The sequence below is a fragment of the Tannerella sp. genome (assembly GCF_030528505.1).
Taxonomy (GTDB): domain Bacteria; phylum Bacteroidota; class Bacteroidia; order Bacteroidales; family Tannerellaceae; genus Tannerella.
On record NZ_JAUMYS010000014.1, the window covers coordinates 14,272 to 30,565 of the forward strand.

General features: G+C 51.5%; 14 protein-coding genes and 1 riboswitch. Of the genes, 12 read left to right on the plus strand and 2 right to left on the minus strand.

Translation table 11 applies throughout. The annotated features are described in order from the left end of the window. Positions 1-81: 81 nt before the first annotated feature. From Q4A89_RS03560 to Q4A89_RS03610, 11 genes are all read left to right on the plus strand, one after another. On the plus strand, positions 82-540 hold the full coding sequence (locus tag Q4A89_RS03560; protein WP_303183829.1) for a hypothetical protein: 459 nt from the start codon (positions 82-84) through the stop codon (positions 538-540). A 4-nt stretch (positions 541-544) separates the two neighbouring features. Then, the gene (locus tag Q4A89_RS03565) at positions 545-1,894 is read left to right on the plus strand and encodes a class I SAM-dependent RNA methyltransferase (protein ID WP_303183830.1); all 1,350 of its coding nucleotides are present in this window, start codon (positions 545-547) and stop codon (positions 1,892-1,894) included. Between the two features lie 63 nt (positions 1,895-1,957). After that, on the plus strand, positions 1,958-4,135 hold the full coding sequence (locus Q4A89_RS03570; protein WP_303183832.1) for a DPP IV N-terminal domain-containing protein: 2,178 nt from the start codon (positions 1,958-1,960) through the stop codon (positions 4,133-4,135). A 731-nt stretch (positions 4,136-4,866) separates the two neighbouring features. After that, positions 4,867-5,078, plus strand: a riboswitch (cobalamin riboswitch). Positions 5,079-5,344: 266 nt separating this feature from the next. Next, complete coding sequence (locus Q4A89_RS03575) at positions 5,345-6,805, plus strand: 4-hydroxyphenylacetate 3-hydroxylase family protein (protein ID WP_303183834.1); 1,461 nt, start codon at positions 5,345-5,347, stop codon at positions 6,803-6,805. 4 nt (positions 6,806-6,809) lie between these two features. Continuing rightward, positions 6,810-7,115: a NifU family protein gene (locus Q4A89_RS03580; RefSeq protein WP_303183835.1), complete on the plus strand. Its 306-nt coding sequence runs from the start codon at positions 6,810-6,812 to the stop codon at positions 7,113-7,115. Positions 7,116-7,127: 12 nt separating this feature from the next. After that, the gene (locus tag Q4A89_RS03585) at positions 7,128-8,420 is read left to right on the plus strand and encodes an acetyl-CoA hydrolase/transferase family protein (RefSeq protein WP_303183836.1); all 1,293 of its coding nucleotides are present in this window, start codon (positions 7,128-7,130) and stop codon (positions 8,418-8,420) included. A gap of 31 nt (positions 8,421-8,451) precedes the next feature. Next, the gene (locus tag Q4A89_RS03590) at positions 8,452-9,567 is read left to right on the plus strand and encodes a 4-hydroxybutyrate dehydrogenase (RefSeq protein WP_303183838.1); all 1,116 of its coding nucleotides are present in this window, start codon (positions 8,452-8,454) and stop codon (positions 9,565-9,567) included. Positions 9,568-9,579: 12 nt separating this feature from the next. Continuing rightward, positions 9,580-10,938 carry an aldehyde dehydrogenase family protein gene (locus tag Q4A89_RS03595; protein ID WP_303183840.1) on the plus strand — a complete coding sequence of 453 codons (1,359 nt, stop codon included), beginning with the start codon at positions 9,580-9,582 and terminating at the stop codon, positions 10,936-10,938. A gap of 33 nt (positions 10,939-10,971) precedes the next feature. Further along, positions 10,972-12,120, plus strand: coding sequence for an acyl-CoA dehydrogenase (locus tag Q4A89_RS03600; RefSeq protein WP_303183841.1), 1,149 nt, complete (start codon positions 10,972-10,974; stop codon positions 12,118-12,120). 4 nt (positions 12,121-12,124) lie between these two features. Continuing rightward, positions 12,125-12,907, plus strand: coding sequence for an electron transfer flavoprotein subunit beta/FixA family protein (locus Q4A89_RS03605; RefSeq protein WP_303183842.1), 783 nt, complete (start codon positions 12,125-12,127; stop codon positions 12,905-12,907). Between the two features lie 21 nt (positions 12,908-12,928). After that, complete coding sequence (locus tag Q4A89_RS03610; protein ID WP_303183844.1) at positions 12,929-13,936, plus strand: electron transfer flavoprotein subunit alpha/FixB family protein; 1,008 nt, start codon at positions 12,929-12,931, stop codon at positions 13,934-13,936. A 92-nt stretch (positions 13,937-14,028) separates the two neighbouring features. Here Q4A89_RS03610 and Q4A89_RS03615 read toward each other — a convergent pair whose 3' ends face one another. Beyond that, entirely contained in the window at positions 14,029-14,505 is a 477-nt protein-coding gene (locus Q4A89_RS03615) for a hotdog domain-containing protein (protein ID WP_303183845.1), read from the minus strand. 97 nt (positions 14,506-14,602) lie between these two features. Between Q4A89_RS03615 and lptB the strand changes: the two genes are divergently transcribed. Continuing rightward, the gene (lptB, locus tag Q4A89_RS03620; protein ID WP_303183846.1) at positions 14,603-15,352 is read left to right on the plus strand and encodes an LPS export ABC transporter ATP-binding protein; all 750 of its coding nucleotides are present in this window, start codon (positions 14,603-14,605) and stop codon (positions 15,350-15,352) included. 75 nt (positions 15,353-15,427) lie between these two features. On the opposite strand, the gene Q4A89_RS03625 is transcribed toward lptB, so the two are convergent. Further along, positions 15,428-15,886 carry a hypothetical protein gene (locus Q4A89_RS03625; RefSeq protein WP_303183847.1) on the minus strand — a complete coding sequence of 153 codons (459 nt, stop codon included), beginning with the start codon at positions 15,884-15,886 and terminating at the stop codon, positions 15,428-15,430. Positions 15,887-16,294: the final 408 nt, after the last annotated feature.

Consider the following 16,294-nt stretch of genomic DNA (forward strand, 5'->3'; position numbering starts at 1 on the left):
ACGGACGGTTTTTTTCGGACTGCCGTATGGCTTTCAAACTTTTTATGTATGTTTGCAACACGAATTTTAAAATAAAGAACGATGAAAAAGATTGGGTTATTGATCTGTGTGCTGGCCATGGTACTTACTTCGTGCGAAGGTCCGATGGGCCCTCCCGGAAGAGACGGAGAAGCGCTGAACTGGAAAATCGTATATTATACGGTGAAGGCTGAAGACTGGAAGCTCCTTGGAAAGAAGGATGAACTCGGTTCACATTTTATGTATGAGTTTAAGGAAGAGGCCCTGACCAAAACGATTTATAAGGATGGCAAAATTGTCGGCTATCTGATACAGGACGAGGGAAAGAGTTCGGAAGTACAGACTCCGCTGCCTTATACCATTCCGTTGGGAAAAGAGGTGAACGGCAAAACGGATTTATGGTCTGAAATCTATACATTCGACTTTATGCCCGGCTCCATTGCTTTCCATTTATTCTACAGCGATTTCTACACCGGAAATCCTCCGCCGACATGCACGTTCCGCATCGTCATGAACTGGTAAGACGATGACAGACGGATCATTCGAGATGATAGCCAAGACGCTCTACGGGTTAGAGGATGTCTTGGCCGAAGAATTGACGGCGCTCAGCGCCGGGAACGTGCAGAAGGGGCGACGCATGGTATCGTTCACGGGCGACAAAAGCATGCTCTATAAAGCAAACTTTCATTGTCGTACGGCGCTGCGTATTCTCGTACCGATCGCGCGCTTTCGGGCGAACAACGCCGATACGGTATATCAGGAAGTGAAACAAATCGAATGGGAGAAGTATCTCTCGCCCGAAAAGACATTTTCGGTCGATGCCGTAATCTATTCCGAAGACTTTCACCACTCCAAGTTTGTCGCTTACCGCACGAAAGACGCGATTGCCGATTATTTCAGCGAACGTGTGGGAGAACGGCCGTCGGTACGTTTAAGCAACCCGGACCTGTATATCAATATTCACATCTCACACAAAGATTGCACGCTGTCCATCGACAGTTCGGGCGAGAGCCTTCACAAGCGCGGTTATCGAACGACACAGGGCGAAGCGCCCCTCAACGAAGTGCTTGCCGCCGGCATGATCCTGAAAACGGGATGGCGGGGCGAGTCGCATTTCGTCGACCCCATGTGCGGATCGGGCACCCTGCTGATCGAAGCGGCCATGATTGCTCTGAACATCGCCCCGGGTATCTACCGCAAGGGCTTTGCCTTTGAGCGATGGCCCGATTTCGACCGCGACCTGTTCGACGAAATCTACAACGACGACTCCTCCGAACGCGAATTTTCGTTCAAATGCTACGGGTCGGACATCTCGCCGGTAACCGTCCAAAAAGCCGAAAAGAATATCCGGAGCGCGGGCCTGACGAAATACATCGAATTGCAAACGCTGCCTTTTCAGCAATTCACCGAAGCGCCGCAGCCGGGTATTCTCATCACCAATCCGCCCTATGGCGAACGTATCACGCCCGACAATATCAGCGAATTGTACAGTATGATCGGCGAACGGCTGAAGCACGTATTCACCGGATACAGCGCATGGATACTCAGCTACAAAGACGAGTGTTTCGACCGTATCGGATTGCGTCCCAAACACAAAATAAAATTACGGAACGGCGACCTCCAATGCGAGTACCGATGCTACGAGCTGTTTGCCGGAACGAATAAAGCGTACAAGAAGGCTGAGGGCGAAAGAAAAAAAGCAGCGCCTCGGGCAATCGCCGAAAAGCAAAACCGGAAGGAAATGGCTTCGGGCAATTACCCGAAAGCAGAAAACAAAGTGAAACAGCCTTCGGGCGGTTACCCGAAAGGTGAAAACAAACGGAAACGGCCTTCGGGCAGTTACCCGAAGGGCTACCGAAATATCTCGGAGCCGTAAAAACCGTACAGCGACGTCAGAAAAAAGACGAACGACATGAACTCAACCCTAAAAAACAAACCGATGAAAAAGATTTACGTATTGCTTTGTCTCGCATTATTCGCAACGCAAATGAGCGCACAGGAAAAGACATTAACATTTCAAGACCTGATTCCGGGCGGTAGAAATAACCATCGATTCGTGCCGAAAAACATCCGGCAACTTCAATGGTGCGGTGATTTTTACACGTATGTGAAAGGTGACAGCCTGCTGATGGCCAAACCGACCGACGCTTCGGAGCAAGTCGCTTTCACCCGTGCGGGACTAAACGATCGGCTCGTTGCAGCCGGTCTGCCCGAAATTTCGTCCATGCCGGCGTTCTTCGTGCCGGATGCTTCCGCGCCTGTAATGGCGTTCCGCTACAAAGGCAATCAGGTACATTACGACCTGCGGAACGGAGAGATCGTGGCGAAGTATACACTGGACCCGACAGGAAGTCGTTGGGAATACGACAAGGCAAACGGACGCATCGCGTTCACACGCGAAAATAAGGTCTGCATTCTTTCGCCCGACGGGACGACCGAAACGGTAACGAATGAGAGGGATAAAGGCATCGTTTGCGGCACAGCCGTGCACCAAAACGAGTTCGGTATTCACAAAGGGCTGTTCTGGTCGCCCGACGGCGCAGCGTTGGCTTTCTACCGCATGGACGAAACGATGGTTGCGGATTATCCGATTGTTCATGTCGATGCACGCATCGCCCGGGCCGAACCGTTCAAATATCCGATGGCCGGGATGAAGAGTCACGAAGTGACGGTCGGCGTCTATCATCTCTCCACGAAACAGACTGTCCGGCTGAAAACGGGTCTGCCGAAAGAAAAATACCTGACGAATATTGCCTGGAGCCCCGACGCGAAAAGCATTTATCTGGCCGAACTGAACCGCGGACAAGATACCTGCCGGCTGGTGCGCTACAATGCCCGTACCGGACAACGCGAGGCCGAGCTTTTTGTCGAAACGAACGCACGTTACGTCGAGCCGCAAGCGCCCGCGCTGTTTCGTCCCGGCAACCCGCGTCAGTTCGTCTGGCAAAGTCAGCGGGACGGATTTAATCACCTTTGTCTCTACGATACCGACGGCAAATTGCTCAAGCAGCTGACGTCGGGGCGATGGATCGTGAAAGAAGTCCTCGGTTTCGATGCCAAAGGAGAAAATCTGTTCTTCACCGCCACAGCGCCGCGGGACGTCCATTCAAAGGAAGACGGCAGCGCGCTCGAAACGTATGCGTGGCGACTACACCTGAAAACCGGCAAACGTTTTTGTCTGACCGAAAAGAAAGGCATGCACGGTATTTCGGCCAACGCCGCATATACTTACCTGATTGACCGGGTTTCGTCGCCGGAGATACCGCGCGACATCGACCTTGTGCGTGTCAATGACGGACGAACCGTTAAATCCCTCCTGTCGGCCAAAGACCCTTTCGCCGGCTACGATATGCCGACGATCCGTACCGGTACGCTCACCGCGACCGATGGTAAGACGCCACTGCATTATCGCCTCGTGACGCCTCCGGGCATGGACGAGATGAAAAAGCACCCGGCCATTATCTACGTCTACGGAGGACCGCACGCGCAGCTCGTCACCGGCGGATGGATGAACGGCGTCGGCGGATGGGACCTGTATATGGCGCGCAAAGGCTACGTGATGCTCACGATCGACGGACGCGGATCGGCCAATCGCGGCTTCGAGTTCGAGAGCGTCATTCACCGGAACCTCGGCGAGGCGGAAATGGCCGACCAGATGAAAGGCGTCGAACTACTTAAATCGTTACCCTATGTAGACCGCGAGCGTCTCGGTGTACACGGCTGGAGTTACGGAGGGTTCATGACGACGAACCTGATGCTGACGCATCCCGACGTGTTCAAAGCAGGGGTAGCCGGAGGGCCTGTGATCGACTGGCACCGTTACGAAATCATGTACGGCGAGCGGTATATGGATCATCCGAAAGAGAATCCCGAAGGATATGAGAAGGCGAACCTGCTACGCAAAGCCGGTAATTTAAAAGGGCGTCTGCTGCTTATTCACGGCACCACCGACCCGGTTGTCGTTTGGCAACACAGCCAGCTCTTTCTGAAAGCCTGCATCGATGCCGGTACCTTCCCCGACTACTTCGTCTACCCCGGTCATCCGCACAATGTCGTCGGCAAAGACCGCCCCCATCTTTACGAAAAGATAACGAGGTACTTCGAGGATCATCTCTGAGAACGAATTACGAGTAACAAATTACGAATTACGCCAGTTGAATGCTGACAGCTAACGAACCATTAAATTTGTGAAACTTGTAAAAAACTCGTGCAACTTGTGGTTAAATCTGACCGCTGACTGACAATTGACAATAGCTTTGTTGCGACGCCCCGAAGATTCGTACGCCCCGACGCGAAGCCTGTTGAAAACAACGCGGCATTGGCCGGATGCCAAAAAACATCGGGTGAAGCGCGGGCGATTTCAGGCCCTGTGAGCCAATGTTCCGTTGCCTTCTACCGGTCTTCCGTTCCTTCCAACCGAAGCCCGGTTGAACGCAACGAAACTTTTTGGCGATCCAACACAACTTCTGTTCCTTCCCCCGATGTTTCGGGGAGATTGCCCCGAAGAGCCGGAACATTCCCCCGAACTCCGGGGGAGACCAACGAAACTTGCGTGGAAAGAACGGAACTTTTCCGGGGCATCCCCCAAACATTCGTTCCTTCCAACCGAAGTTCCGTTGAACGCAACGAAACTCTCGTGCGATTATACGGACGCCTCGTTGGTGAGAACGAATGCTCCGTTGCTCCAACGAGCCTTACAAAGAAGAGCATCTCTCAACCTAAAAAACACCCTGTATAACAACATACTAACCCCTCTTTCAGCCAGAAGAACAATATAGAATCGATCTAAAAGAGAGGCTCGGATGTCGTTTTTTTCCATTTATTCTTGTCCGATCGGAAAATACTGATTTCCTTTGCCCCGTCACAGGTGATTCATCATCCGTTCATGGATGATGGGTTGAAAAGGGAATCCGGTGCGAGTCCGGGACTGTACCCTCAGCTGTAATTTCAATAGAATGGTTTTGCATTCTTTTTTGATCACTGTATGCCCCGTCAAGGCAACGGGAAGATCGCAAAACCTTGAAAAAGTCAGAAGACCTGCCTGGGCGACTTTTTTTCATTCTTGGGGAATAGGGAATGGAAAAGACTACAACGTATTTGAATAGATGTAATTGATCAATCTATTGCAAGAAGACAGGTTCGTGGTGTGTACACGAGGTCTTCGGAAGGGTGTGTAACGTACAGGCCTTGTACTGTGTCGGCGTATGGAGGTACGCGCCGTTGCAGGAATGGGAATGGGGGCGTGAAGTACATCCGTTCCTTATCTTCTTTGCAGTAGAAAGAGCCGGATGAGTTGGATATTTATTAACTATAAAAAGAAATATACATGAAGACAAGAGAAGAGTACGTGGAAAGCCTCAGGAAGTTGAACCTGAAGGTGTATTTTATGGGTGAACGGATTCATAATCCGGTCGATCATCCGGTAATCAGGCCGTCGCTTAATTCCATCGCCATGACGTATAAACTGGCAGAGATGGAAGAATACAAAGATATCATGACGGCCACATCGAATCTTACGGGTAAGACCGTCAACCGGTTTTGCCATCTGCATCAAAGCCCCGAAGACTTGAAAAACAAAGTAAAAATGCAACGCCTGCTCGGACAAAAGACGGCCAGTTGCTTCCAGCGATGCGTCGGGATGGACGCCTTCAATGCCATCTATTCAACGACCTACGAGATGGATCAAGCCCTCGGCACGGAATACCACAAACGCTTTGTGGAATACATGAAATATGTACAGGATAACGACCTCGTCGTCGATGGAGCGATGACCGACCCGAAAGGCGACCGGGGTCTTTCGCCCTCGCAACAGGAAGACCCCGATCTATACGTTCATATCAACGAAGTAAGGCCTGACGGCATCGTAGTGACGGGTGCCAAAGCCCACCAGACGGGAGCCGTAAACTCGCACGAGCATCTGATCATGCCCACGATCGCCATGAAAGAGGCCGACGCCGACTATGCCGTATCGTTTGCCATCGAGAGCGATGCCGAAGGAATCACGATGATCTACGGCCGTCAGTCGTGCGACACGCGCAAGATGGAAGAAGGCGCCGATATTGACTTGGGGAATCCCGAGTTCGGCGGACACGAAGCGCTCGTCGTCTTCGACCATGTATTCGTCCCGAACGAACGAGTATTCATGTGTAAGGAATATCAGTTTGCCGGTATGATGGTCGAACGTTTCGCGGGTTACCACCGCCAGTCGTACGGAGGATGCAAGGTCGGTGTAGGTGATGTCCTGATCGGTGCGGCCGCTCTGGCTGCCGATTACAACGGCGTACCCAAAGCATCGCATATCAAAGACAAGCTCATCGAGATGATTCATCTGAACGAGACGTTGTATGCCTGTGGGATCGCCTGCTCGTCAGAAGGTGTAAAGATGCCGGCCGGAAATTATATGATCGACCTGCTGCTGGCCAATGTCTGCAAACAGAATGTGACCCGTTTCCCGTACGAAATCACCCGTCTGGCCGAAGATATTGCCGGAGGGCTGATGGTCACCATGCCCTCGGAACGGGACTTGCACTCGAAAGAAACGGGCGATATCGTCCGCAAATATCTGGCCGGTGCAAAAGGAAAAGACACCACCAACCGGATGCGCATCCTGCGTCTGATCGAGAATTTAACTTTGGGAACGGCCGCCGTCGGCTATCGTACCGAGTCGCTGCACGGAGCCGGATCGCCGCAGGCGCAACGCATCATGATTGCGCGTCAAGGCGATCTGGAAGCCAAGAAGAAAATGGCGCGAACCATCGCCCGTATCGACGAATCATTAGATCAATAAGAACATGAAGGAAACGGAACGATTCATCGAAAAAGAAACGATCGCCGCCGTACTGCGCGAGAAGGTCAGCCCTCTCTTGCGCAGTCACGGAGGAGATTTGACCTTGACGGGAATCTCCCGGTCGGTTGTCAAAGTGTCTTTCACCGGAGCATGCCAATATTGTCCTTCGGCCTGCGAAACGCTCGAACACGTCGTGCAGAAAATCCTTCGCGAAGCACTGGGCGACGAAACCATCCGGGTGGAAACCGACTATGGTGTCAGTCAGGCACTGCTCGATGAAGCCAAACGAATCCTTCGGAAAACCTATTAATCGAATATAACAATGGAATGGAAAACAACCTATCGTAACAAAATCGTCTCGGCCGACGAAGCCGTCAGACAAATTCGCGACAACGAGTTGGTATCGTTAGGTCATGCGGCCGGAGTGCCGCAGCAGTGTGTCGATGCGATGATACGGAACTATCAATCGTTTAAAAATGTCGGTATTTACCACATGCTCGTCTTGGGCGAGGCAAAATACACGGCGCCGGAGATGAAAGGACATTTCCGACACGTCGCCAGTTTCATCGGCGCGAATACGCGGCAGGCGATTAAGGAGAAGCGAGTCGATTTTCTTCCGGCATTTCTCTCGGAGGTGCCCCTGATGATGCGTGAGCGACTGCTTCCTGTCGATGTCGCCATCGTACAGCTCTCACCTCCCGACAAGGACGGAAATTGCAGCTTCGGTATATCGTCGGATTATTCGAAGCCATCGACCGAGCATGCGCGGTTAGTAATCGGCGAAATCAACGAGCAGATGCCGTATATCGGAGGAGATAACCTGATTCATCTGTCGAAGCTCGACTATATCGTCGAAGCCGACTATCCGCTTTATACGATTGCCCCTCCTCGCATCACCGAAGTAGAAGAAGCCATCGGAAGAAATTGTGCCACGCTGATCGAGGACGGAGCAACGCTTCAGTTGGGTATCGGCGCGATTCCGGATGCAGTGCTTCTTTTCCTGAAAGACAAGAAAGATTTGGGCATTCATTCGGAAATGTTCTCGGACGGGGTGCTGGAGCTGGTCAAAAGCGGCGTAATCAACGGAAAAGCGAAAACGCTACATCCGAATAAGATGGTGGCAACCTTCCTGATGGGGACGCAGGCGCTGTATGACTTTTTAAATCACAACCCGGACGTGGAGATGTATCCGTCGGATTATGTGAACGATCCTCGAGTAATCGCGCAGAACGACCGGATGATTAGTATTAACAGTTGTATCTCGGTCGATCTTGCCGGGCAGGTGGCATCCGAAAGCATCGGCTTGCAACAAATCAGCGGCACGGGAGGTCAGGTCGACTATGTACGTGGCAGCAATTGGTCGAAAGGAGGAAAAAGCATCATGGCCATGCCTTCGACGGCGAAAAACGGCACAGCCTCCCGCATCGTAGCCACACTGACCGAGGGCACCACCGTCACGACCTCGCGCAACGATGTGGATTATGTCGTAACCGAGTACGGGATCGCCCGTCTGAAAGGCCTGTCGCTCCGTGAGCGTGCCAAGGCGTTAATCAAGATTGCTCATCCCGATTTCAGGGAAGAATTGGAAGCATTTTATCAACAACGATTTCATTAAGTCAGATACGTATCATCCAAATATTACGAATATGCAACTATTCAAATTAAAAACAACGATTCACCGATTCGAAACGTTCGGTGATTTTGCGAAGGCATTCGCCCTCGGCGAGAATGACCTTGTTATTACCAACGAGTTTCTGTATGAACCGTACATGAAATCGTGTAATCTTCCCTGCCGCTTTATCATGCAGGAGAAGTACGGCTTGGGAGAACCCTCGGACGAAATGATGAACCGTATGCTGAAGGAAGTAGCGAACCTGCGTTATACGCGCGTCATTGCCATCGGAGGCGGCACGGTGATCGACATCTCGAAACTCTTCGTGCTGCAAGACCTCAACGACGTGTCGGATGCATTCGACCGTAAGATTCCGCTTATCAAAGAGAAGCAGTTGGTCATCGTTCCTACGACTTGCGGAACGGGCAGCGAAGTAACGAATCTCTCCATCGCCGAGATCAAAAGCCGTCATACGAAAATGGGACTGGCCGACGATACGATCCTGGCCGACGACGCCGTCATCCTGCCGGAATTACTGCGGGGGCTGCCGTTCAAGTTTTACGCGTGCAGCGCCATCGATGCGTTGATACATGCCATCGAATCTTATGTTTCTCCCAAAGCGAACCCGTACACCCGGATTTTCAGCGAAGCCGCCTGGAACATCATCCTCGATGTGTTCCAAGAGATTGCTGCCAAAGGGCAGGACTACCGTTTCGAGAAAATGGGCGAGATGATCATGGCCAGTAACTTCGCGGGGATCGCTTTCGGGAATGCCGGAGTAGGCGCCGTACATGCGCTCTCGTATCCGCTCGGAGGCACATATCATGTACCGCATGGAGAAGCAAACTACCAGTTCTTCACCGAAGTATTCAAAACGTATCAGGCGAAGAATCCGGACGGAAGCATTGCTGAGTTGAACCGGAAAATCGGGGAACGGCTGAACTGTAGCCCCGGCGAGGTATTTCAGGAGTTAGATAAGTTATTGGGTTGTCTGATCGAGAAGCGGCCACTTCGGGAATACGGCATGAAACCCGAAGAAGTAAAAGGCTTCGCCGAATCGGTCATGAAAACACAACAGCGTCTGCTGGCCAATAACTATGTGGCACTGACACAAGACGAAATAGCAACCATTTATCAAACGTTATACTAAATCAATAACACTATGGAAATTAAAGAAATGATCGCTCTCGCCCGCGCGGCGCAGAAAGAGTATCAGGAAAGATTTAATCAGGACACGGTCGACGAAGTTGTAAAAGCAGCGACCAAAGCCGTGTATGACCGCGCCGAATTATTGGCTCAGATGGCCATTGACGAAACGCAGATGGGCGTGTACGAGCACAAAGTAGCCAAAAACAGAAACAAGGCGAAAGGCGTATGGAGCAATCTGCAAGGCAAAAAGTCGATGGGCGTCATGGAAATCGATGACGAAACGGGACTGATCAAAATCGCCAAGCCCGTAGGGGTCGTAGCGGCTATCACACCGATGACCAACCCGATCGTGACGCCGATGGCCAATATCGCCTTCGCATTGAAGACGAAAAATGCCATTATCGTAGCGCCGCACCCGAAGGCTAAAAATTGTTCTACGTACACGGTAAATAAAATCGTCGAGTGTCTACTGAGTTATAACGTTCCCGAAGGACTGATTCAGATCATCGAAGAGCCGAGCATCGAAAAGACACAGGAACTTATGGCCTCGGTCGATGTCGTGGTCGCTACAGGCGGCATGCAGATGGTACATTCGGCCTATTCGTCGGGCAAACCGTCGTTCGGGGTGGGAGCCGGCAACGTGCAGGTAATCTTAGACCGTTCCATCGACTACGACGAAGCGGCCGACAAGATTATCACCGGACGCGCTTTCGACAACGGTATCATCTGTTCGGGCGAACAAAGTTTCATTTATCCTGCGAAAGATAAACAAAAAGTATTCGAGGCTTTCGTCAGACACGGCGCCTATTTCGTACCCGAAGAAGAGCGCGACAAAGTCGTGAACGCCATCTTCAAAGACGGAGCACTCTGTCGAGACATCGTAGGACAAAGTGTCGAAATGATCAGCCGTAAAGCGGGTATCTCCGTGCCCGAAGCAACAAGGGTACTCGTTGTGCAGGCTCAGGGCGTCGGCAAGGAAGACATTATTTGTAAAGAAAAAATGTGTCCCGTGATGGCGTGTTTCTCATACAATTACTTTGAAGAAGCTCTCGATATTGCCAAAACGAACCTGAGCCTCGAAGGGAGCGGCCACACGGCAGGTATTCACTCGAACAATCAGGCGAATATCATTAAAGCCGGAATGGAAATCTCCGTATCGCGCCTGATCGTCAACGCCTCCTGCTCCATCACGGCCGGCGGATCGATTCAGAACGGACTGTCGGTCACTACCACGCTGGGATGCGGAAGCTGGGGAAACAACTCCATCTCGGAGAACTTCACCTATAAACACTTGCTCAACATCACACGCGTAGCACAAGTGTCACCGCATATTCACGTTCCTACCGACGACGAAATCTGGGCGATGAAATAAAACACGTAACGAATCGATCAACAAGAAAAATGTATGGATTTTAATCAGACACGTGAGGAGGCCTTGTTTCTCCAGATGATTCGCGCCTTTGCCGAGAAAGAGGTGAAGCCGCTGGCTGCCGAAATCGATGATCAGGAGCGTTTCCCGATAGAGACCGTGCGTAAGATGGGGAAGATCGGGCTGATGGGTATTCCTTTTCCGGTAGAGTACGGTGGAGCGGGAGCCACGAATCAGATGTACTCCATGGCGGTCGAAGAACTGTCGAAAGTATGTGCTACTACAGGCGTCGTACTGTCGGCGCATACGTCGCTGTGCACCGCCCCAATCTATGAGCACGGGACCGAGGAGCAGAAACGAAAGTATCTGCCTAAACTCTGCTCGGGTGAATGGATCGGTGCCTTCGGACTCACCGAGCCGAATGCCGGAACGGATGCAGCCGCACAGCAAACCTTCGCTGAGGAAGAAGATGATCACTACATCCTCAACGGGAATAAAATATTTATCACCAATGCCGAGTATGCCCATGTATATGTCATTTTCGCCATGACGGATAAAAGTCTTGGCACGAAAGGAATCACGGCCTTTATCGTCGAGAAGGGGATGCCCGGGTTCAGCATCGGAAAGAAAGAATTGAAAATGGGAATACGGGGTTCGGCCACATGCGAACTGGTTTTTGAGCATTGCATCGTTCCGAAAGAAAATATGCTCGGCACTGTAGGCAACGGTTTCAAGATTGCGATGAAGACGCTCGACGGAGGACGTATCGGGATTGCTTCGCAGGCGCTAGGCATTGCGCAGGGCGCCATGGACGAGACGGTAAAATACGTGACCGAGAGAAAGCAGTTCGGTAAGTCCATCGGTCAGTTTCAGAACACGCAGTTCCAGCTCGCCGATTTGGCGACGCGCATCGAAGCGGCTCGCCTGCTGGTACGAAAAGCCTCGTGGAAAAAAGATCAAAAGATGAATTATACGATGGACTCGGCCATGGCCAAGCTGTATTGTGCCGAGATCGCGATGGATATGACCATCAAGGCCGTCCAGTATCACGGCGGATACGGTTATACCCGCGAATATCCGGTAGAACGGATGATGCGTGACGCGAAGATTACTGAGATTTACGAAGGCACATCCGAAGTACAGCGACTTGTGATTGCCTCCAACCTATTAAAAAAGAAAAAATAGTACTATGAATATCGTTGTTTGTATCAAACAGGTTCCGGATACGACGGAAATCAAACTCGATCCGGTGAAAGGAACGCTTATCCGCGACGGGGTACCGAGCATCATGAACCCGGACGACAAGTGCGGACTGGAACAGGCCCTGCTCCTGAAAGACAAGTACGGAGCGCATGTTACCGTTTTGACGATGGGACCGCCGCAGGCCGAAGCGATTCTTCGCGAGGCATACGCCATGGGCGCAGACCGTGCCATCCTGCTTAGCGACCGGAAATTCGGCGGAGCCGACACGTGGGCGACATCGTACACGCTGGCTGCCGCTCTGCGAAACATCCCTTTCGATGTCATCTTCTCCGGACGGCAGGCGATTGACGGCGACACGGCGCAGGTAGGCCCGCAGATTGCCGAGCATCTCGGATTGCCGCAGGTTACGTATGTGGAACACGTGGAATATGACGGAAACGAGACGTTTACCGTCACCAAAAGCACGGAGGAAGGGTACGAGATACTCGAAGTTGGCCAGCCTTGCCTGTTCACCGTTATCTCGTCAGCCGAGCCTCCGCGTTATATGAATGTACGACTGATTATGAGCACCTACGAACGGGAAATCGAAGTATGGGGCTTCGATCATATCCGTGTGGACGCGGAACAGATCGGCCTCAAAGGCTCCCCGACACGGGTGGCCAAATCGTTCACCAAGGGAGCGAAGGCGATGGGAGCGCTACATGAAGTATCTCCCGAAGAAGGCGCACAGATTATTTTTGAGAAGTTGCAGGAAAAATTCATCATCTAACCCCGCTATTGTGATTGCATCATGAACAAGGAAGAATATAAAGGAATCTTCGTCTTTGCCGAACAACGGGAAGGCGAAATCAAAAACGTAGCTTTTGAACTGATTGGGAAAGCACGCGAGTTGGCCGAAGCAGTGGGTGAAGACGTCACGGCTCTGTTGCTCGGCGATCAAGTATCCCCCTTGGCACAGAGCCTGATCGAGGCAGGCGCCGACAGGGTGCTGGTCATCGACTCGCCCGAACTGAAAGATTATCTGACGGAGCCTTACACGCAAGCCGTTACTCACCTGATCAAGACCTATAAGCCGGAAGTCCTGCTTATCGGAGCATCGACGATCGGGCGCGATTTGGGCCCGCGTGTTTCGGCACGAGTAAAGACCGGGCTTACAGCCGACTGTACGGCGCTGGCTGTTTCGGACGACCGCGACCTGCTGATGACACGTCCTGCGTTCGGCGGAAATCTGATGGCGACGATTGTCTGCAAAGAACATCGTCCGCAGATATCGACCGTTCGTCCCGGAGTGATGCGCCGCCGGCCGGCCGACAAGAGCCGTACAGGAGAAATCGTAAACGTAGACATGCAGTTTGATCCGTCGGCGTTCAAGGTACGTTTAGTCAGAAAAGAAAAAAAGCAGAAGAGCCTGGTAGATATTACCGAAGCGAAAATCTTGGTATCCGGCGGACGGGGCGTAGGCAGCAAGGATGGTTTTTCACTGCTCGAAGCTCTGGCTTCGTCGATCCGTGCGGAGGTCTCCTCGTCGCGTGCGATGGTCGATGCCGGCTTGATTGATCATGAAAGGCAAGTCGGACAGACGGGCAAAACTGTTCGCCCTGACGTGTACTTCGCCTGTGGCATATCGGGTGCCATCCAGCATCTGGCGGGCATGGAAGAGTCGGATTACATCATTGCGATCAACAAAGACAAGTTTGCGCCGATCTTTCATGTGGCCGACCTCGGTATCGTGGCCGACCTGACCAAGGTCGTACCGTTACTTACCCAGAAGCTGCAAAAGGCTCAGATGAAAACGTAAAAACCGTAGACTTCTTTATTTATTTGGGTTTTGCCTCGGGACGGCACACGAATTTACGGATTCGTATCTGCTGCTTTCGGGGCAAATACTTTTCAAGAGTTCGGCGGCAAGGCAACCGAGACCATCTGTGCTTTGACGGTGACCACGTCGGCCGCTGTGAGCCACAGCTCCATGCGGACCTTCCGGGCAGTGACTTCGAGGATTCGGGCGTGGAGTTCGAGCGTCACTCCCATGGGAGTAGGCTTCACGTAATCGAGGTGAAGAGAGGCCGTCACATAGCGGAGTGCGGGCTGACTGCCCATCGCTCGTCCGTGAAAGCGGTAACCGGCAGCTGCTGCCGTTCCGTTGCCGTGACAATCGAGGATGGCGGCAATGAGTCCGCCGTACACATACCCCGGATAGCCACCCGTATGATACGGTTCAGGGGTGTAGAAGGCGATGGTTTCATCGGCCGCATTGTCGTTCCAGTAACTTTTGATATGCAGCCCGTGCGGATTTTCCGCGCCGCAACCAAAACAGTGCCCGAAAGCTTCGGGGTAATAATCTTGAAATGCTTTGAGGTTTGTCATGATAAAGTCGTATGATAGCATACGTGTTGATACGTATGATTTACGGCCGAAAGATACAAAAATATTCTATCTTTGCAGCGGGTAAAAAACAGAACCGATGGATGAACAACAAATGATGCTCCGCACCGAAGATTTGGTGAAGAAATACCGCACGCGCACGGTCGTGAATCACGTATCGATCAACGTCAAGCAGGGGGAAATCGTCGGGTTGCTCGGCCCCAACGGGGCAGGTAAAACGACGACATTCTATATGAGCGTGGGGTTGGTGACTCCCAATCAGGGCAAAATCTTTCTGGACGATACGGAAATCACCGGTTATCCGGTCTACAAGCGCGCCCGTCTCGGTATCGGTTATCTGGCGCAAGAGGCTTCGATCTTCCGCAAGATGACGGTCGAAGACAATATCCGTTCCGTTCTCGAGATGACCGACAAGCCGAAAGAATATCAACGGGAGAAGATGGAAAGCCTGATCGAGGAGTTCGGTCTCCAAAAGGTGCGCAAGAATCTGGGCGACCGCCTGTCGGGTGGAGAGCGCCGTCGGGCCGAGATTGCCCGCTGTCTGGCCATCGACCCGAAATTTATCATGCTCGACGAACCGTTTGCCGGCGTAGACCCTATCGCCGTGCAGGACATTCAGACTATCGTCGCCCGACTCAAACATAAGAACATCGGCATCCTCATTACCGACCACAACGTGCACGAAACGTTAAGCATCACCGACCGCGCCTACCTGCTGTTCGAAGGAAAGGTGCTTTTTCAAGGCACGGCCGAAGAGCTGGCGGCCAATGAAATTGTGCGCGAGAAGTATCTGGGACGAGACTTTGAGTTACGCAAGAAAAACCTCTGAAACCTCTGCGAGCAGCAAAAGCAAAGTGCTTCTCCATACAATCATTTTCGTTTTCATACAGGTATAAGTATTACATTATTTAATTCGTACAAACCTCGTTTTGTCGATGGACATTTGATAGGGGGCAACGATGCAATAGTAAGCCGTATCCGATTTTTTAATACGCAGATTGGGACTGGGATCACACAGCGGACAGGCATTGTATTCAACATATAAATATTCGTATGTTCCGGATGGTATATTTCCGGCATGGCCTGTTACCGTAAGCGTATTGTCTTTTTTGAATTCATAATACACATTCTTGCATGATACGTCGAGGGTATCGAAAACAACGGCATTGCCCTTAGCACCCGCAGCCGACCACGTTTGTATCAATTTCCATGTACCGATAACATCGCCTTTCGCTCCCACGATTGGAACAGGCGGACATTTTAAGTAACCGAAATTTTCGACTTTTAATTCTTCTTTCTCACACCCCGCTACGCCTAACAGTAGAAGCAGGGTACTCATCCATACAATCCTTTTCGTTTTCATATTCTTTCTGGTTTTAAATGTTGATATTTCGTTCCGTGTTCCCGATATTCCTTGCCGTTACCTGCCCTATATGATGCAAAAAAGACCGAAAACGTTGTATCGCGAAATGTTAAAATGACAGGAGAATGAAGAATTACGAATATTGACGGCTGATTATCGAAACGCAAATAGCTGCATTGGGATTTAAACTTACGTACTCCCGAGCAGGTACATTCCTCAAAATTAGCTTGAATCATGAAAGAAGAAATAAACGAGAGATAAGAAAAATAACTGTCAACGTTTTTCAAGACATGTAATTTCATTCGTAAGTGCTCGTTAGCATTCGGCCGTCAACAAACGCCCACAGGGCAGAAGGGCTTCAAGCCTGAACTCGTATGAGTTGTTCATAGCAAAGGGAACCTTAACAGC